Origin of the sequence: Geomonas oryzisoli, from assembly GCF_018986915.1 — a bacterium.
Taxonomy (GTDB): Bacteria; Desulfobacterota; Desulfuromonadia; order Geobacterales; family Geobacteraceae; genus Geomonas; species Geomonas oryzisoli.
In genome coordinates this window covers 3,198,454-3,216,917 of record NZ_CP076723.1, presented here as the reverse complement: position 1 = coordinate 3,216,917, position 18,464 = coordinate 3,198,454, and the positions used below count along the sequence as shown (strand labels likewise).

Sequence of the window (18,464 nt, the reverse complement as noted above, 5' to 3'; positions counted from 1 at the left end):
GGATTTTCCCGCGGGAAACGGAGAAGAAAATGGAAGAAGCACTCAACTTTCAAGTAATCATAGATAACTTCACCTACTTCATGATCGGGCGCTACCCGAACGGGCCGCTCGGCGGGCTCGGTCTCACCATGTACCTCGCGATGGTCTCCTGCATCCTCTCCTTTTTCGGGGGGCTGATCCTGGGGCTCTTGAGCCTGTCGCGCTACGCGGTGATCCGTTACCCGGTGAACCTGTTCATCAACGCGGTGCGCGGCATTCCGCTTTTGATGGTGATCTTCTGGATGTACTTCCTGCTGCCGGCCCTGATGGGCAAGACGGTGCCGGAAGCGACCACGGTCATCATGGGGCTCACCATCTTCACCTCGGCCTACATGTCGCAGATCGTGCGCGCCGGCATCCAGGGGATCCCCAAGGGGCAGACCGAGGCGGCCGTCTCGACCGGACTGAAGCACTGGCAGGCCATGCTCTACATCGTGCTGCCGCAGGGGCTTAGGAACATGATCCCGTCCTTTGTGAACCAGTTCGTGTCGCTGATCAAGGACACCTCGCTCGCCTTCATCGTCGGGGTTTCCGAGCTGACCCACGTCGGCACCCAGATCAACAACCGCACCATGGCCTTCCCGACCGAGATCTTCATCTTCATCGCGGCGGTCTACTTCGTGCTCTGCTTCGCCTTCACCAGCTTCTCGCGCTGGCTGGAGGGAAGGCTCGCCTGGAGAAAGTCCATTTAGGTTTCCCGGTGGCACCTGACGTAGAGACGCCCCCCTTGGCTTGCCAAGGGGGGCGTTTTTTGTCGTCGGAGAGAACAGAGGAGGGGCTTGTCATCAGCGGCCGGCTCGCTTATCCTTTTGGTCTTATGCTCCCCCTCCCTTGACGGGAGGGGGCTGGGGGGTGGGTGAAGCTGCCGTCTGCTGTGCCGGTGGCGTGGTGGGGCCCCCCCCCCCCCCCCCCCCCCCCGGGGGGGGGGGGGGGGGGGGGGGGGGGGGGGGGGGGGGGGGTGTGGGGGGTGGGTGGGGGGGGGGGGGGGGGGGGGGGGCGGGGGGGGGGGGGGGGGGGGGGGGGGGGGGGGGGGGGGGGGGGGGGGGGGGTGGGGGGGGGGGGGGGGGGTGGGTGAAGCTGCCGTCTGCTGTGCCGGTGGCGTCTTCCCCCCCACCCTAACCCTCCCCCGCCAGGGGGGAGGGGATGGTTTCGGTCGCGCATTCAAGGTGTGAGGGGGCAGTCATGCAGGCACAGGTCGTTTCGGTTCGGTATCGCATCCCGCTTACGGACAACCAGGCGCAGAAACTGCGGCGCACCTGGCCCAACGGCGACCCCTTCTACCCCTACGAAAAGATGGAACGCTATCTCGAACCGCTCCTGGTCGAGGACCTCAACTGGCACCACTACTCGGGAAACTACCTCTACTTCACGGTGTACGGAGACGACATCGAGGCGACGCTGGCGGACGCGCTCAAGGTGTTCGAGGCGAGGCTGGCTCTGCTGGAGGGGAAAAAATGATCAAGACAAGGTTGGCTCTATCCTGCCTGCTCTTCCTGCTCGCCCGGGGTGCCGCCTGCGCCGAACCGGACGACCTCGGCCAACAGGTGCTCGCGGAAACCAACGCTGCGCGCCGCAACCCGCAGCGCTACGCCGAATACATCCGTGAGTTCAGAAGGAGCTTCATCGGCAAAGGGTATCGGTTGCCGGGATCGCTGAACGTGGTGATGACCTCGGAAGGTAAGGGGGCGCTGGACGAGGCGGTGCAGTTCCTGTCGCGGCAGCGCCCGCTGCCGGCGCTCTCCTGGTCGCCGGGACTGGCCAAGGCCGCGGCGGACCTGGTGCGGGAACAGAGCGCCTCGGGGGAGACCGGCCACGGCGAACGGGGCGACATGAGGAAGAGGATCGAGCAGCACGGCTCCTGGCGCTCGACCATCGGGGAGAACATCAGCTACGGCCCGGACACGGCCAGGCAGGTCGTGATGGGGCTCATCATCGACGACGGGGTCCCGGACCGGGGACACCGAAAGAACATCTTCAACCGCTCCTACGCCACGGCGGGTATCGCCTGCGGCCCGCATCCCCTCTACCGCACCATCTGCGTCATGGACCTCGCCGGAGGCTTCCAGAGCCGCTAAACAGGAAGGGGACTGGCTCCGCAGGTGCCAGTCCCCCTCGCTTCCAGTCCCCCTTCGCTTCAGCAGGTGCCAGCCCCTCGGCTCCGCAACTGCTCGATGGCAGCTTCACCCACCTCCCTGCCCCCTCCCGTCAAGGGAGGGGGAGAGCTGGGAAACGGTCCCCGTCCCCTCGCCGGTGCGGCTACCCCTGGTTGACCAGGAGCGCCAGGCTCAACCGGTTTCCGGCGGGGAGTTTGCCGTAGATGGAGGTGAGGTGGGCCTTGACGGTGCGCTCCACGATGCCCATGTCGGCGGCGATCTCCAGGTTGGTCCTGCCGGCCGCCACCAGTTCCGCCACCCTGCGCTCGGTCGGGGTCAGTGGGGCCAGGAGCCTGTCGGTGTTCCTTTCCCTCCCCGCGCTGTTCTGCGCGGCTTCCAGGATCAGTTGCTGGATCACCTGCTGTCCCAGCCACACCCCCCCGCTTGCCATCACGCGCAGCGCTTCCAGGAGGTTGTCCCGGGCGATGTAGCTGTTGGCGTAGCCCACGATGCCCACCTTCAGGAAGGAGAGACCCTCCTCGGGTTCCGGGCGGTCCGAGAGCAGGAAGAGCCGGGCCGTCGGGGCCGCGGCGCGCAGCTCGGCGCAGGCGGCCAGGTCCACCAGGTCGCGGTGCAAAAGCACCAGTTCGAACTCCCCGGACGACGCGAGCCGTTTCAATTCACCCAGGGTGCGGCATTCCTGGATCAGGTTCCCTTGCTCCACCAGCCCTTGCCACCGGTTCACCAGGGTTTCGTTTGCGCTTGCCAGCAGGATCAGCATGTAATCACCTTTCGCGCAACGCGGCGTACTTCGCCTTGAGAATCGGCTTCAGGAGATAGGAGAGGATGGTCCGCTTGGCGGCCACGATGTCCACGCTGGCCACCATGCCCGGGATGATGGGAAGCGGCTTTTCCTTGGTCCCCAGGTAGTTGCGGTCGGTCCTCAGCGTGACGAGATAGTAGCTTTCCTTGGTCTTGTCGTCGGTGAGACTGTCGGCGCCGATCTGTTCCAGGCGCGCCTCCAGACCGCCGTAGATGGTGTAGTCGTAGGCGGTGAATTTCACCGTGGCCTTCTGGTTCGGCTTCAAGAAGGCGATGTCGGCCGGCTTGATCTTGGTTTCGATGAGCAGGGTTCCCTCGGTGGGGACGATCTCCACGATGTTCATACCCGGCTGGATAACCCCGCCGATGGTGTTGACCAGGATCCGGTTCACGGTGCCGTTCACCGGGGAGCGCACCAGGGTGCGGTCCAGCCGGTCCTTGAGCGCGAGCGACGAGGCGGTTTCCTCGCCCACCTTGGCCACGGTGTCGTTGTACTCGGCCTTGGCCTTGTTGGCGAAATTGAGGCGCAGCTCCTTCATGGCCGCGTAGCTCTCGTCGATCTTGGCCTGGGTGCGCGGGATGGACTGCTTGATGGTCTCGATCTCCCCCTTCATCTCGCTCGCCTTGCGCTCGAGCTGCAACAGTTCCATGTCGGAGACCGCGCCCTTGGCGACCAGCGGACGGGTGATGTTGATCTCCTTCTGGTACAGGGTGTAGGTCTGGTTCAGCTCGCGCAGCCTGGTGTTCAATTCCCTCAGTTCACTCTGGCGCTGGTCGATCTGGGACTGCTTCACCTCGAGGGAGTGCTTGAGCTCGGAGCGGCGCGACTCGAACAGGGCACGCTCGCTGGAGGCGATGCTGGCGGGGACGTCGCTGGGCATGGAGAAGCTGGTGCTGCCGGCGGCCTCGGCGCGCAGGCGGGCGGCCTTGGCCTTGTCGGCGCCGGATTTTGCCTGGCTCTGCTCCAGGGAGGAGATGAACCGGGTCTCGTCGATCTTCAGGAGGAGCTGCCCCTTCCTGACGGTGTCCCCGACCTTCACGTGCAGCTCGGAGAGGATCCCCCCCTCCAGGTTCTGGATCACCTGGACCTGGCTGGCCGGGATCACCTTCCCCTCGCCCCTGGTGCTCTGCTCCACCTCGGACACCGCCGCCCACCCGATGAAGATGACGAACAGCGCCAGCGTGGCCCAGAGGATGGCCCGCCCGCCGCGCGGGGACTGCACCAGGATGGAGGTCCTGATGTCGGTGACGTAGTCGACGTCGTCTTCGGGCATCCTGCGGAACACCCCGTTACCCTTGTTCTTGGCTGCTTTTATCTCCACGTCGTATTCTCCGCTAGATGTTCAGGTGCCCGCGCTGCAGCGCTTCCAGGACCGTCGCCTTGGGCCCGTCGGCGATGACGGCGCCGTTGTCGATCACGATGATGCGGTCCACCAGTTCCAGGAGCGAGGCGCGGTGCGTGATCAGAACCATGGTCTTTTCCTTGGCGCCGGCCGCCAGGTTGTTCTTGAGCCTCACCTCGGCGCGGCTGTCCATGTTGCTGGTAGGTTCGTCGAAGACCAGCACGGGGGGGTCCAAAAGGAGCGCCCGCGCGATGGCGACGCACTGGCGTTGCCCGCCGGAGAGGCCGCGGCCGAACTCGCCCACCTCCATGTCGAAGCCCATGGGGTGCTTTTTCACGAACTCGCCGACTCCCGCCAGCTCCGCCGCGCGCATGATGGCGTGGTCTTCGATGTCGGCGGCCCCCAGGGTGAGGTTGTCGCGCACGGTTCCCTTGAAGAGCGAGATGTCCTGCGGGACGTACCCCACGTAGTGGCGCAGTTCGGCGGGGTCGATCTGGCGCAGGTCGGTGTCGTCCATGGTGACCATGCCGCTGGCCGGCTCGAAGAGCCCCAAGAGGAGCTTGCCCAGCGTGGTCTTGCCGGAGCCGATGGGGCCGATCACGCCGACCTTCTCCCCCGGTGCGATCTGCAGCGAGATGTTGTTGAGCGCGTTGACCGTCTGGCCGGGGTAGGCGAAGGTGAGCCCCTTCATCCCGATGCCCCCCTTGAAGCGCGGGCGGTGCAGGAAGGTCTTGCCGGCCGGGCGTTCCACCGGGAGCTTCATGATGTCGTCCAAGGCCTTGTAAGCCTCCTTGGCGCGGTGGTAGCGGGTGGCGAGGTTGGCCACCTGGGCCACCGGCGCCACCACCTGCCGGGACAGGATCACCAGGGCCACCAGGCCGCCCTGGGTCAGCTCGCGCATGGCGATGGCGTACACGCCGGCCACCACCAGGGCGACCACGGCCAGGTTCTGCACCAGGTAGGAAACGTGGCTCACCGAGGAGGAGAGAAAGCGCGAGCGCGCGCTCCAGGTGGAGATGTAGCTGACCGCGTCCTCCCAGCTTCTCTGCACGTGGGACTCCGCCCCCAGCATCTTCACCGTTTCCAGCCCGGCGAGCCCCTCGACCAGGATGGCGTTCTTCTGGCTCGACGCCGCGAAGGTGTTTTCCACGGCCCGGCGCAGCGGCGCCTGGATGAAGGCTGAGTAGACCAGCATGAGCGCGATGCAGACCAGGAAGATGGTCAGGATGGCCCCCCCGCCGATGTACCAGATGACGATGAGTCCCAGGATCACGAAGGGAAGGTCGATGACCGCGGTAATGGAAAAGGAGGTGATGAAGTCGAGGATGGTCTCGAACTCCCTCAGGTTGTTGGAGAAGGAGCCGATCGACTGCGGGCGCGCCTCCAGGCGCAGGTTCAGCACCCGCTGCAGAAGAAGCGACGAGATCTTGAGGTTCGCCTTCTTGCCCGCCTCGTCCACGAAGTAGCCGCGCAGTCCCTGCATCAGCACCGAGAACAGGTAGACCACCGTGACGCCGATGGAGAGGACCCACAGGGTCTCGTAGGCGCTGTTGGGGATGACCCGGTCGTAGACGTTCAGGATGTAGAAGGTGCTGACCAGGGCGAAGACGTTGATCAGAAACGAAGCGACCAGGACGTCGCGGTAGACGCGCCAGGAGGATGTGATCGCCCCCCAGAACCAGTTCCCTTTGCCTTCCTCGCGGGTCACGCTGGTCGATTTGCCGATCCGGTACCTGGGGCGGACGAAGACGGCGAAGCCGGTGTAGAGCTTCTCGAGCTCGGCGCGGGTCACCGTCTTCTCGCCGGTTCCCGCCTCGGGGATGAGGATCTTGAAGCTGTCCCGTTCCGGGAGCCGCTCCACCACCGCGCACGCCTGCCGGTTGTGCAGCAGCAGGATGGCGGGGAGCTGCAGCTGCGAGATCCTCTCCAGGGGGCGCTTCACCAGCCGGGAGGAGAGCCCTGCGCGTTCGGCGCAGCGCGGGAAGAGCTCGACGGTGACGCGGTTTTGCACCAGGGGTAGCCCCGCGGTCAGCCCGCTGCGCGACGCCGGCAACCCGTGCAGCTTGGCCACCAGGAGCAGCGAGTCGAGAAGGGGGTCGTCGTGGCGGTCGCTGTCCTCGCCAATGTTCCACTCTGTTTCAAGCCTGCTGTTTTCAGTCTCTGGCACGTCTGCTCCTCTTAGCTGTAAAAGGGGCCGCTGAAATGAATGGGAAATATTCTAGCATAATACCTTTCACATTGGTAAACGTTTTGCGTTATACTTGCGGCTGTCGTCCTGTGTCAGTACCTCTTTTGGAAATACCGTCAGCCACCCGGTCAAAGAAAGGATACTCCATGTTTTATGTAGAAAGAGACGGCGAGGGGAAGATCGTCGCCCTGCACAAAAGCCCCGCCGCATCGGCCACCGAGCAGAAGTCCCCGATGGACGAGGAGGTGCTCGCCTTTTTGAACGAGGCCGGTGCCTGGGGAGAAGCGCTTGCCTTTTCCGACGCCGCCACCGTGCGCGTCATCGAGGACCTGGTCGACCTCCTGGTCAGAAAGAACGTCATAAACTTCACCGAGCTTCCCGAACAGGCGCAGCAAAGGATCAGGGCGCGCCAGAGCCTGCGCGAGAAGATCTCTTCCAACGACCTTCTGGTGCACGACATCATCTGACCGAGGGGTAGGAGGCCAGCGGCATCGGCCTGCCGAAGAAGTACCCCTGCATGGCGTCCAGGTTGAGCTCCTTGAGGATGGCGGCCTGCTCCTCGCTTTCCACCCCTTCCGCAACCACCTTGATGTCGATGCTGTGCGCCACGCTGCAGAGCGAGGCGACGTAGAACCTGCTGTCGTTCTCCCCGCCCGAGAGCTCGCCGGTGTAGGCCCGGTCGACCTTCACGTACTCCGGGTGCAGGGACTGCAGGTAACCGAGCTTGGAGAAGCTGCGGCCGTAATGGTCCAGTCCGATGCCGTGGCCGCAGGCCCGCACCGCGGCGGCGAATTCCCTGATGCTCTGCAGGTACTGCACCGCGGCGAACTCGGAGAACTCGAAGCTCACGTGGGGTGCGCCGGAGGGGAGCGCCTTCAAGAAGGCGTAGAGCCAGCTGCGGAAAGCATCGTCCTCGAGCGAACTGGGGGATAGGTTGATGGCGATCCGGTCCACCCCGAGGCGGCGGTAGTCGGCCTTCAGGGCCTCCTCGATCACCATCCGGTCGATGGCGGAGACGAGCTTCAGCCGCTCGGCGACCGGCATGAACAGGGCTGCGTCCAGCGGCTGGCCGTCCTCCTGCATGATGCGCGCGAAGAGCTCCAGCTGGAGGAGCTTGCTTCCCGGCCCGTTTTTCATCACCCCCTGCGCGTCGAGCCTGATGCGCCTCTCCTCGAGCGCCCGTACCAGGGCGTCCTTCCAGTGCTGCTGCCCTTGCGGCAGCGTTTCCGTCTCCCCGGTCACCGCCCGCAGCTCGAAGCTGTTGGCCCCCTTCTGCAGCGCCGCCGAGAGCGCGAGGTCCGCCTCCGCCAGAAGCCTCGGCAGGGTGGTGCTTCCCTGGTAGGTGGCGATGCCCAGGTGGCCGATGTTGTCGGAGAGCGTGATCTTCTCCATGGCGATCCGGCCAAGCTGCGCCGCGATCTCGGTGGCGATGATGCCACCTTCGGAGGGGGAGGCATCGGGGAGGAAGATGCCGAAGTCGCCGCCGGTGAGGCGCGACAGCGCGCAGTCGGCGTAGGCGTGCACCGAGCTGCTCAAAAGGGAGGCCACCCGCTTGAGCAGATCGTCCCCCGCCTGCAGCCCCTTCTTCTGGTTCAGCGCCTCCAGGCCGTGGATGCGCAGCAAAAGGAGCAGACCGCAGCCGTTGTGGTCCTGGCGCGAAAGGTCGGCGTTCACCTGGCTCTCGAACAGGCGCCGGTTGCCCAGGAGGGTGACCGGATCCTGGTAGGCGCGCTCCTGGAGCCCCTCGGCGCGCGCCGCCTGCTCCTCGAACATCTCCTTCACCTTCACCGTCATCCGGTTCATCGCCTCCACGACGCTCTTGAACTCGCGGGTGCGCGGCAGCGACTCCTGCAGCTGGTACTCCTTGCGGCACAGGGCGTCAGCCTGGCGCTCCACGGCGGCCAGGGGCTTCAGGAGGATCCTGAGCCCGATCCCCGCCGTCACGAGCAGGAAGGCCGCGCAGGCGGCGAACCAGGCGGTCATGCTGAGCACCTCGCTCCACAGCGTCGCATAGGCGTAGCCGGGATGGCTCTTCACCAGGATGGTTCCCCCCTGGTTCCATCCCGCCATCACGTCCGAGACCGCCTCCGGGGTCTTCAGCGGCACCAGCGCCACGAACCACTGCGGCACGTCTTCGACCCGGACCGGGAGGGTCCTCTCGATGAGCACCTTGCCGCGCGGGTCGGCGAAGGTGATCTTCTGGTAGTAGCCCCGGTCGAACAGGGCGTTGATCATACCTTCCACCAGGGTCAGGTCCTTCTGCGCCACGTGGGGCGAGATGGAGAGCGCGAGCGAGGTGGCGGTATCCTGCACGTGCGACTCCAGCTGGTTGGTGAGGAAGGTCCGGGTGTTGGCGAGTTTCGCGTACCAGGTGCCGGTGAACAGCAGCAGGAAGAGCACCACGGTGAAGATGATGAGCTGTCGATACAGTGTCATAGGGTTACCCTTTGTCCGTTACAGTCTGTCCTCGGACATCTTTTGAAGAAGGTCCTGCCAAAGCCTCAGCCGGCTCGACTTGCCGGCGGGCTTGCCCATGCCCCTTTGCTTGGCGAGCCACAGCCCGGAGCCGTTGAAGCTCAGGATCGGCATCAGGTCGTTGCGCTTGGAGGCGTGATCTATGGAGTCGACCAGGTTGTCGAGCACGAGCGGCTCGGCCTCGGGGGTGCTGTAGTAGGTGAGCACCATGTGGTGGATGTTGTAGCGCAGCGCCTTGACGTAGGTGATGCGGAGTTTCTCGTCCTCAAGCCCCATCGCCTTCAGGGTGAAGTACTTGGCGATGGCGAAGTCCTCGCAGTCCCCGGCCCCCTTGGCCAGAAACTCGATCGGGGTGGCCCAGTAGTCCTCGACCCCCCAGACGTCCCAGTCGCCGGCGAAGCGGAGCCTCTCGTTGAAAAACCGGTTCACCTTTTCCAGCTTGTCCCGGTCGGTCCGGCTCTTGTCCCGCGCGATGAGCTCCTCCCATGCGGTCAGGCGGCGCAGGGCCTCCCTGCCGTACTTCCTCTCGGCCTGCTGCAGGACGGACCGGTCGACGCTGAAGTTGCCGGCGGGCAGGACGGTGCCGGCAAGCAGCAGCGCGGCCAGGAAGGCGGTGAGGGACAGCGATGTCAGTCGTTTCAGGTAGATGCCCACGTTGGTCCCGGCGAAGGTGCCCTTTCTCTAAAAAAAAGCCCGGACCGTCCTCAAGGCTAGCGGCGATCCGGGGCTCTATGATACAGCGCGCTCTCGGGATAGTCTACGGCGTAGTGGCAGCCGTGGTCACCTTGCCGTTGTAGTCGGGAGCCTGCAGGCCCAGGGAGGGGAGCAGGCGCGACATCCCGTTCAGGATCCGGTACTCGGCGTACTTCTGGTCGTACTGGGCGTTCACCAGGCTCGCCTTGGCGTTGATCAGCTCGGCCTGGGTGTCCAGCAGGTCGAACATGGTCCTTCTGCCGATGGACCACTGGGCGGCGAAGGCGTCGGCGGTCTGGGCGGCGGCCTTCACGTAGTCATCGAGGTACTTGATGCGCTCCTGTGCGGAGCGGTTGGCTTCCCAGGAGAGCCGGATGGACTGCACCGTCTGGCGCTTGGTGTTCTCGAGGATCTCCTGCGCCTCGTACACCTCGCTCTGGGTCTGCCCCAGGCGCGCCTTGTTCCAGCCGCCGTTCAGGATGTTGAAGGTGAGGGTGGCGGTACCCAGGAACTCCTCGCGCTGGCCGGGAAAGTCGTTGTAATCCTTGAGCCAGCGGTAGTCAAGGGCCACGTCGAGGCTCGGATAGAGCAGGCTCTTGGCGACCTCGTGCTGCGCCGTTCTTTCCTGCACCCCTTCCCGGGCGGACTTGAGCGCCTGGTTGCCGCCAACCGCCAGTTCCTCCGCCTCGTCCTTGGTTTTGGGCAGCGTTGCCGCGACCGACTGCGGCTCGGCGAGCTCGCCGGGGAGGTAGCCGATCACCGCCTGGTAGTCGGCGAGGCTGTCCGAGAGGTTGGCCTGGGCCGCGGCGAGGTTGCTCTCCGCCAGCGCCACGCGCCCCTTCACCTGTTCGAAGTCGGCCCGGCGGTCTACGCCCGACTCGCTTCTCAGTTTCACCTGGTCGTGGATGCGCAGGTGGTTGGTGAGGTTCTCCTGGGCGAGAGCCAGAAGCTTCTCGCTCTTCAAGACGTTGAGGTACACCTTCGAGGCCAGCAGGGCGTTGTTCTCAGCGGAGTTCCCCAACTGGTACTGCTGGGCCCGGGCCCTTGCCTCCTGGCGCTCGACCTCGCTTTGGGTTCCGAAGAAGCGGAACACGTTCTGGCGCACGCTCACTGTCGCGGTGTTGGGGTAGACGGTACCGAAGGTGGGCTCGTGTTGGCGGGTTACCCCGGCCGCCAGCGAGACATCCATGGTGGGGAGGTAGCCGGCCTTGGCCTGGCGCACTTCCTTCTCCCGTGCCACCTTGTTGTAGTAGTTCGCCCGCACTTCCGGGTTCGAGCGAAGCATGTACTGCACAGCGTCCTGGAGCGTCTCCGCCTGGGCGGCGCCCGCTGCCGACGCGAACATCCCCAATGCCAATACTGTCACTAATTTCCTGTTTCGTGGCATAGCATACCTTCCTGTGGTGGCGTATAAGTGGTTACAGATTAAGCTTCATAAATGTTTACGGTCTTGACCCATTATATACCGAGTACTTGCTAATGTCGACTCTCATATTATGCCCCAATAATAAATTTGCAAATATTATATTTTGTGATTAATATATGTCGGGCCGCGAGTCAAGCATAAAGAATCATATGGCATTTGACACGGCGGGATTTAATAGTAGCTTAGTAGTAGCTTTTGGCAAGCCTCTGAGAGCAATAGGAAACTTTAATGCAATCTAATACAACTGAAACGGAGAAGATGAATTGAGACGACATGCATTGATGATGATGGCAATGGCGTTGCTCCTCGCCTCCCGTCCCGGTCCGTCGGCCGCAGCCGACGCGACGCCAGGAGGGAGCCCGGCGGGCAACAGGGTGGGGACCTTCTCGATGTCCCCGATCGTCGGCGGAGTATCCTTTGACGGAGAGCAGCACCTGGAGACCGCACCGGTGTTCGGCCTGCGCGCCGGCTACAACTTCACCCGCAACCTCGAGGCCGAGGCGCTTTTCGACTACGCCAAGACCCGCGGCACGCTGGTGGACAGCAACACCGACTTCCTGCGCTACGGCGCGGACCTGTTGTGGAACTTCCGGCCCGATGAGAAGTTCGTGCCCAACATCGCCGCGGGCTACGCGGGGACCCAGGTGAAGTCGGATACCAAAGGATCCTTCGACCTCGGCGCAGGTTTCAAGTACTTCGTCACCGAGGACATGGCCTGGCGCGGCGACGTGCGGGGCATCTTCATCGACAACAAGTTCGACAGGTACGCCATCGAGTACACCACGGGGATTTACATCCCCTTCGGCGCGACCCCGCCGGTCAAGAAGCTCCCGCCCCCGCCGCCTCCTCCGGAGCCGGTGGCGCGACCGCTTCCCACGGTGCAGCCGACCCTGAACCTGACCGTGCCGCCACCGGCGCCGGTGCCGGTGGCCGCTCCCGAGGTCTCGCTTACCGCCGCACCCGACAGCATCAAGAAGGGTGAGAAGTCGGTGCTGACCTGGCAGAGCAAGCGGGCCGACAACTGCGAGATGCGCCCCGATATCGGCAAGGTCGCCGCCAACGGTTCCACCATCGTGAGCCCGGCGGTCGACACCATCTACACCGTCACCTGCCAGGGCAAGGGGGGCACCGCCTCCGCCAACGCTTCGGTGATGGTGGCCCAGCCGACCCAGGCGGAGAAACGCTTCTGCAACCAGCCCGCGGTGCTGATGATCAACTTCGACACCGACAAGTGGAACGTGAAGCCGCAGTACCACGCCGAGCTGAAGACGGTGGGCGACTTCCTGAACGAGTTCCCCGAGGCCCACGGCGAGATCTCCGGCCACACCGACGGCACCGCGAGCGTCGGCTACAACCAGAGGCTCTCCGAACGGCGCGCCCAGTCCGTGCGCGACTACATCGTCAAGAACTTCAACATCGATCCCAAGCGGCTGACCGCGAAGGGGTACGGCAAGTCCCGCCCGGTGGCGACCAACAAAACCGCCGTGGGGCGCGCCAAGAACCGCCGCATCGAGGCGAACCTCGTGTGCGAGAAAAACGGTGTGCAGCAGGCGCCGGCAGCCCAGCCGACAGCAGCCCCCACGGCCGCCAAACCCGCAGCAAAAGCAAAGAAAGGTGCCACTGGAAAAAAGCCGGTAGCCCTGGTGCCAACGCAAGGTAACGTCGCCAACGGTGACGTTCCTCCTGCGCAGCGCCAGGGCGAACCCGAAGCACGCTTTTTCCCGCAGGCCGCCGATCCGGGTGTGACCGCATCCGGATCGGCCCTCCTGCCCGCAGCACAAAGAAAGGGGGAAGAGACCGCGAGGTACTTCCCCAATGCGGCAGCACCGGAAGTTCAGGAGGGGGCCGTGCCCCCTCCGCTTCCCGCGGCCAAGCGCGTCCAGGCGCCTGCCGCCGGCTCCGCCGGTGAGCCTCCGGCACCCGGGGCGCTCGCCGTGAAAGCCGCTCCCGCGCTCCCCGCGGCGCAACTCCCCCCGCCGGTTGCTCCGCGTGCCGAAGGGGCGCAGCCGGCCCCGGACGTCGAGGCGGCGAAGGAACCGTCTCCGCTTCCGGCGGCGCAAAGAAGCAAACAGGCAGCCCAGCTTATCCCCGATACCCCCGCCACCGCCGCGCCGACCGCGCTCTCCCCAACCACCGCCGCGCCGGCCGCACTCACTCCGGCTGCCGTTTCCGAAGCAGCATCCGTCGCCTCAGCGCTCAGAAAGCAGGAGCCCGAAGCACCCGCTCCCGATGAGGCGCCCTTCGAGCTCAAGGCGGCCACGCCCACTCCCGTGCCCGATGGCAGGATCGCCCTGACCGGCATCACCATCGACAAGGACGGCCTCAGCCTGTACACGAGCGGCAAGGTGAACGAATTCAGCCTGATCACCATGGTGGAGCCCTACAGCCTGGTCATCGACCTTTACGGCGCGGTGAACGGCATCGGCCTTCCCAAGGCGCCGGTGGAAAAATTCGACCTCACCAACGTTCGTTTCAAAGAGTTCCCCGACCACCTCCAGATCACCCTCGACGCCGGCCGGGAGGAAATCATCCCCTACCGCAGCTTCAAGACCGACACCGGGTTGAGGATCAACATCAAGCCGAGAAGCAGTCACCACATAGGCCCCTGATCCCGGCGTACGCGCCCGGCAGCGGCCCCACGATACGATGCTCTAAGTAGCTCATCCGTAAGGAGGAGTCTGACATGGACCACGGTATTGCATTGCGATGGAAATTAGCTGTCGTAGTGACGGGATTGGTGTCTCTACTTGCCGCGCCGGTGTTCGGCGCCGAGGCGCAGCCCGCAGCCCAGGCGCCGCAGGACGCGCCCACCGAGCAGGCGAGCGATCTCGGGCTGGAACTGAGACTGCAGACGGTGAAGAAGGACCTCCTGGTGATGCTCAACTTCGCCGAGCATTTCATCGCCAGCGGCGAGACCAAGACGGCCGCGCAGCTCCAGGCTCCCCTCGACGACTACCTAAGACGCCACGCCGACTACCTGGTGACCCAGGCGGTGGACGGCTCCAACATCGAGATGACCCAGCTTTCCGCCGAGATCGCGCTGGTGAAGACGCGGCTTTTGATCGTGCTCAATTACCGCGACGACGCCGGCAGCGTCCTCACCGAGATGAAGAAGCTCTACGCTCCCTACCAGAAGATGTCGGTGCAGATCCAGGGGAAGACCACCACGCTGGACGAGGCCATCCGCCAGCTGGACAGCGACCTGGCGCGCATCGCCAAGAAATAACCGCTAAGGAGCCGCCGCCATGGACATTCTGGGCCTGATCACCATCAACCCCAACAGCTTCAACATCTGGTCGCTGCGCATATCGCTCACCCTTACCACCAGCATCTTCATCATCTCGTTGATCCTGGCGGTGCGGGCTCTCCAGCACGCCAGGTCGCTGGACCACAAGCACCTGGACAGCATCAAGGACCAGCACGCCACTCCCGAGGACACCCTGGCCGAAAGCGTGGCGAAGATGCTGTGGGCCACCAGCCAAAGCGACAACACGACCGGGGCGGCGGCACCCAAGGAGTTTCTCTACGACGCGACGCGCGAGGTGGCGCAGAACAATTTCAACGGCACCTTCGTGAACCGGATCTACATGTGCGCGAACCTCCTCCCCCCGATAGGGCTGTGGGGGACCGTGGCGGGGATGATCGTCATCTTCCTCTACACCGGGGACCCGGGGAGCGCCATCAACAACGGCGCCATCGGTGCGAAACTGTGGTCCACCTACTTCGCCCTCATGTACTACGTGCTTTTGCAGGCGATCTGCGTCGGCCTGGACGTGATGGCCAAGCGCTCCATCAACCGCGGGCTGCAGGTGAAGATCTAGGGGGTGGATCATGCGCACCGTGGGAACGTCCCGGAACCAGTGGCTCATCTCCTTCACCGACGTCGCCTTTTTGCTCCTTCTGGTCTTCACCCAGATGGCGCGGATGGATACCTCCAGCAGCCAGGTGGCGGAGATGCAGCTCCCCGCGCCGGTGGTGGCGAAAAGCCCCGAGCTGGTGGCGATGCAGTCAAACCCGGACTATCACCAGCTCCTGGTGGAGAAGCACGGCGCCAAGCCGTACCGGCTGGCGCACATCCTGCGCGGCAAAGAGGCGGCGCGCACCGAGCCTCTTTCCTATGACGAGCTGTGCTCGGCGCTGAAGCACCTGCAGGGGAACCGGGAGCAGCCGCGGCCGGTCGTGGTGCCCCTGCCTGACTCTTACAGCAGCGACCTCCTTTCCGCGGCGGCGGTGGTGAGCAAGTACTGGAGCTCCAACGGCCTTGCCGTGGTGCGCACCTCGCGCACCGGGGACAAGCCATGACCCTGCGCATCCAGAACGCCTGCGGCCACGGGGGCACGCGGCTTAAGCACATCCTGGTCTGCGCGGAACACGAACTGCGCCCCCCGGTGCCGCTGTGGCTGCGCCTGCTGGTGGTGACGGCGCTGGGTCTGGTGGTCTTCTGCGTGAGCCGCTTCCAGATGCCGGGCGCGCCGGTATCAAAGCGCACCATCATGGACGTGAGCCGGCTGGAACTGAAGGTCCCCCCGGCGCACCCGAAGACGGCGGCCCCCGTGGAGAAGCCGGTGGTCGCGCAGCAGAAGCCGCGCACCGTGTACGCCCTGGACGTGAAGCCGCCGCAGTACCGTCCCCCGGAGCCGGGGGGGCGCGAGCATCCCGGTCCTGCCGGGCAGGGAAGGCCCGCGCCACTCAGGCACGAGGTGGCTTACCCCGCGGATCTGCAGCGGCCGGCCATCGCCCGCTCGTACGGCTACCAGAGCGGTTCGGAGGTGACCCTCTACCCGGGGATCGCCCGTGAGCGCAAGGCGGCGGAACCCTTCGACGAGGTCGGCGCCGCCGCTTCGCAGCGGCTGCCGGCTGCGAGGCTCAGGAAGGAGGCGGGGAGCGCGGAGGTCGGTGCGCGCCCCTCCGCCAAGAGCACCTACATCTACCGGGTCCGGGGCGGTCCGGGGGGGGCGGTTCCCGCCGCCGACGAGCCGGTCGTGCTGCCGCAGCGTCCGAGCCGTGCCGTCGAGGTGGGGGGGAGCGCGCCGGCCCCGCGGGTCGCGGCGGTGCGGAGCGCACCCGAGGTGTCCATCGAAGAACCAAAGGGGGCGCAGGCTCCGGCGGCGCGGCAGCGCAGCAAGAGCCCGGCGGGGAGCGGCGCGAACGGTTCGGAGGTCGCCCTGGCGCGCGGGGTGTCGCTCATGAGCCTCAAGATCTGCGACAGCGCCCTGCAGCAGGAGGAAGCGATCAAGGCGGTATTGAGCGTGGTGGGAGCGCGCTCGAGTTGCAGCAGTGACAAAGGGGAGTTCCTGTTCAAGGGGACCAAACGCGTATCGTCCTTCAACCTCATCATCTTCCCTTCCCGGGGACGAGAGCCATCCCAGCGATGCGAGGAGTTGGAATATGCTTACCACTGCCTTAAAAAGAACTGACGTCAGACGGATTGTCGCTTTCATCTTCTGCTGCCTGCTGTGCCTCTTGATGGCGGCCGCGCCTTCTTGGGGCGCTCCCAGGAAAAAAGGGCACCACGCGCCGGCCAAGAAGGAGCACAAGGCGGCCGCCGTGCAGGCCCCGGTGCCCCCCCAGATCAAGGAGTGGGGACCCTACCTCGACGTCGCCTACGAGCTCACCTACTGGGACCGCAATGAGATCAAGGAGTGGCGCGAGAAGCGTGACCAGGAGATCGGCGAGACCCTTGCCTCCTACATCGCCACCTGGAACGGCAAGCTCATGTCCGGGCAGAAAGGGGAGCAGCCGCAGCTGTTCCGCGACCGCGACTATCTGCGGCTCGCCATCGCCCAGACCGTCGACTACCTGCAAAGCGACAGCCAGGAGAGTCTCGCCGCCGCGGCCAAGACCATCGAGAGCCTGAAGGGGAAAGCCTCCATGCCCGAGGTCGCCTACTGGTCCGGGATGGTGAAGGCGCTGCAGGCGCTGGAGCGCGATGACGCCGACGATTTCGTCACCCAGGTCTACGGCATCTGGAACGGCTCGATCCTGTACATCGAGAAGAACGAGATCGCCACCGGTGCGACCAGCGGCTCCGTCCCGACCAACACCCCCTTCTACTACCGCAACCTCATCAACCTGGTGGTGAACCGGGCCATCATCGCGCGCAAGCTGGACGGGCTGAACGCGCTGGGCCCCCTGTTCGTGATGATGAACGACAGGAACCTCGGGGAGAAGGACAGCGAAGGGAAGTACACGAAGACCTTGGTGCAGCGCATCGTGGACGGGCTGAACGCGCCCGACTCGGACCGCTACCGGCTGAATTTCACCGTCGCCGCCATCGAATCCAAGCGCCTGCAGCAGGTGGCGAGCGCCAAGCTCGACGCCGAGGGGATGACCGAGGCGGTGCAAAAGACCTACGAGCGGGCACGGACTTACAACGACCTCTGCTTCAAGTGGGCCGCGGGGCCGAGATCGAGCGGCGTGGTCATGGCGGCGGTGGACTACCTGGACATGACCAGCTTCGCGATTCCGCGCCTGGCCGACAACGAGAACGCCGCCTCCTACAAGTTCTTCGCCACGCTCCCGGACCAGGAGGGACGCACCGCGCTTCTTAAGTCGATGGCGATCTTCAACGACATCGCGCCCTATTCGGCGGGGGGATGGGAGCGCGCCGGGTACCAGAGCCGCGAGCTGTACCTGAAGTCGGCGCACCGGCTCTGGCGGGCGATCATGGAGCTCGCCCTGTGGACCGGCGACTATTACCTCGTGAAGCTGAACACGACCCAAGACTCGCAGAACATCCAGAGTTACGCCACCTCGATGCAGATGGCGCTCAACTCCTACCTGAACTTCCTGACCGCCCAGCAGGGGAGGGGGTTCAACGACGTGATCCCGGACTCGGCATATTTCGGCGCCTTCGAGGCCAGCGACAAGGTTTCCTACGCCTACCGCAAGGTGAGCGAGTTCAGCACCGACAACGGTGCCTACAACCTGTGGTTCACGCACCGGCTTCTTTCGGCCGAGCTGTTCCCGCTCTCATTGCGCGAGGTGCGCCAGACCTCGGCGGCGCTCAAGAAGGACGGGCGCTACAACCTCTACCTTGACTATTACCTGCCGCTGGCGAGCCGCATCAAGCAGTCTCCGGCGATCAAGAAGTGGGTGAGCGCGCAGCGTCCCGAGACCGCGACGGCGAGCCTTGCCTATATCACCGCCATCGACAAGCTCTTTGCCGGCACCGCGACCGCCGACGCGCCGTCGGACACCCAGCTGATCGCGTCGTTCCAGAGCATGCGTGAGGAGATGCAGAGAAATCCCGATCACCCGACCCACAACCTTTTGAAGCTCTTCTACCTGGAGGAGATTCAGAAGAGCTCCAACTTCACCAAACTGGTGAAGGAACCCAACCGGCTGGACCGGCCGTTCTGAGTGAAAGGCGCGGCATAAGGGAC

At 64.9% G+C, this 18,464-nt stretch carries 16 protein-coding genes; 10 read left to right on the top strand and 6 right to left on the bottom strand.

Annotated elements, in window-relative coordinates; translation table 11 throughout:
• Positions 1-29: 29 nt before the first annotated feature.
• From KP004_RS14025 to KP004_RS14015, 3 genes are all read left to right on the top strand, one after another.
• Positions 30-731: an amino acid ABC transporter permease gene (locus KP004_RS14025; protein WP_216799138.1), complete on the top strand. Its 702-nt coding sequence runs from the start codon at positions 30-32 to the stop codon at positions 729-731.
• Between the two features lie 490 nt (positions 732-1,221).
• Complete coding sequence (locus KP004_RS14020) at positions 1,222-1,497, top strand: hypothetical protein (RefSeq protein WP_216799137.1); 276 nt, start codon at positions 1,222-1,224, stop codon at positions 1,495-1,497.
• On the top strand, positions 1,494-2,114 hold the full coding sequence (locus tag KP004_RS14015) for a CAP domain-containing protein (RefSeq protein WP_239026814.1): 621 nt from the start codon (positions 1,494-1,496) through the stop codon (positions 2,112-2,114). The genes KP004_RS14020 and KP004_RS14015 overlap by 4 nt, the downstream gene beginning before the upstream one ends.
• A gap of 181 nt (positions 2,115-2,295) precedes the next feature.
• Here KP004_RS14015 and KP004_RS14010 read toward each other — a convergent pair whose 3' ends face one another.
• Genes KP004_RS14010 through KP004_RS14000 form a run of 3 tightly spaced genes read right to left on the bottom strand, consistent with a single transcriptional unit; the run spans position 2,296 to position 6,464 of the window.
• Positions 2,296-2,913, bottom strand: a complete 618-nt coding sequence (locus tag KP004_RS14010) for a response regulator transcription factor (protein WP_216799136.1) — start codon at positions 2,911-2,913, stop codon at positions 2,296-2,298.
• A gap of 4 nt (positions 2,914-2,917) precedes the next feature.
• Complete coding sequence (locus KP004_RS14005) at positions 2,918-4,276, bottom strand: HlyD family type I secretion periplasmic adaptor subunit (RefSeq protein WP_216799135.1); 1,359 nt, start codon at positions 4,274-4,276, stop codon at positions 2,918-2,920.
• Positions 4,277-4,289: 13 nt separating this feature from the next.
• On the bottom strand, positions 4,290-6,464 hold the full coding sequence (locus KP004_RS14000; RefSeq protein ID WP_216799134.1) for a type I secretion system permease/ATPase: 2,175 nt from the start codon (positions 6,462-6,464) through the stop codon (positions 4,290-4,292).
• Positions 6,465-6,631: 167 nt separating this feature from the next.
• Between KP004_RS14000 and KP004_RS13995 the strand changes: the two genes are divergently transcribed.
• Positions 6,632-6,952 carry a hypothetical protein gene (locus tag KP004_RS13995; protein ID WP_216799133.1) on the top strand — a complete coding sequence of 107 codons (321 nt, stop codon included), beginning with the start codon at positions 6,632-6,634 and terminating at the stop codon, positions 6,950-6,952.
• Here the strand turns inward: KP004_RS13995 and KP004_RS13990 are convergent.
• From KP004_RS13990 to KP004_RS13980, 3 genes are all read right to left on the bottom strand, one after another.
• Complete coding sequence (locus KP004_RS13990; RefSeq protein ID WP_216799132.1) at positions 6,945-8,921, bottom strand: bifunctional diguanylate cyclase/phosphodiesterase; 1,977 nt, start codon at positions 8,919-8,921, stop codon at positions 6,945-6,947. The two genes, KP004_RS13995 and KP004_RS13990, sit on opposite strands and share 8 nt — an antisense overlap.
• 18 nt (positions 8,922-8,939) lie before the next feature.
• Positions 8,940-9,614, bottom strand: coding sequence for a transglutaminase-like cysteine peptidase (locus tag KP004_RS13985; protein WP_216799131.1), 675 nt, complete (start codon positions 9,612-9,614; stop codon positions 8,940-8,942).
• A 103-nt stretch (positions 9,615-9,717) separates the two neighbouring features.
• Positions 9,718-11,019 (bottom strand): TolC family outer membrane protein, encoded by a 1,302-nt coding sequence (locus tag KP004_RS13980; RefSeq protein WP_216799130.1) that lies wholly within the window; start codon positions 11,017-11,019, stop codon positions 9,718-9,720.
• 341 nt (positions 11,020-11,360) lie between these two features.
• On the opposite strand from KP004_RS13980, the gene KP004_RS13975 reads away from it, so the two are divergent.
• The 6 genes from KP004_RS13975 (at position 11,361) to KP004_RS13950 (ending at position 18,441) form a co-directional block, all read left to right on the top strand.
• Positions 11,361-13,688 (top strand): OmpA family protein, encoded by a 2,328-nt coding sequence (locus KP004_RS13975; protein WP_216799129.1) that lies wholly within the window; start codon positions 11,361-11,363, stop codon positions 13,686-13,688.
• A gap of 128 nt (positions 13,689-13,816) precedes the next feature.
• A complete protein-coding gene (locus tag KP004_RS13970; RefSeq protein WP_216799128.1) occupies positions 13,817-14,305 on the top strand; it encodes a hypothetical protein in 489 nt (162 codons plus the stop codon).
• A 19-nt stretch (positions 14,306-14,324) separates the two neighbouring features.
• Positions 14,325-14,900, top strand: coding sequence for a hypothetical protein (locus KP004_RS13965; protein ID WP_216799127.1), 576 nt, complete (start codon positions 14,325-14,327; stop codon positions 14,898-14,900).
• Positions 14,901-14,910: 10 nt separating this feature from the next.
• Complete coding sequence (locus KP004_RS13960; RefSeq protein ID WP_216799126.1) at positions 14,911-15,381, top strand: hypothetical protein; 471 nt, start codon at positions 14,911-14,913, stop codon at positions 15,379-15,381.
• Positions 15,378-16,496, top strand: coding sequence for a hypothetical protein (locus tag KP004_RS13955; RefSeq protein WP_216799125.1), 1,119 nt, complete (start codon positions 15,378-15,380; stop codon positions 16,494-16,496). Before KP004_RS13960 ends, KP004_RS13955 begins: the two co-directional genes overlap by 4 nt.
• Positions 16,468-18,441: a hypothetical protein gene (locus KP004_RS13950; RefSeq protein ID WP_216799124.1), complete on the top strand. Its 1,974-nt coding sequence runs from the start codon at positions 16,468-16,470 to the stop codon at positions 18,439-18,441. The genes KP004_RS13955 and KP004_RS13950 overlap by 29 nt, the downstream gene beginning before the upstream one ends.
• The last annotated feature ends 23 nt before the right edge of the window (positions 18,442-18,464 follow it).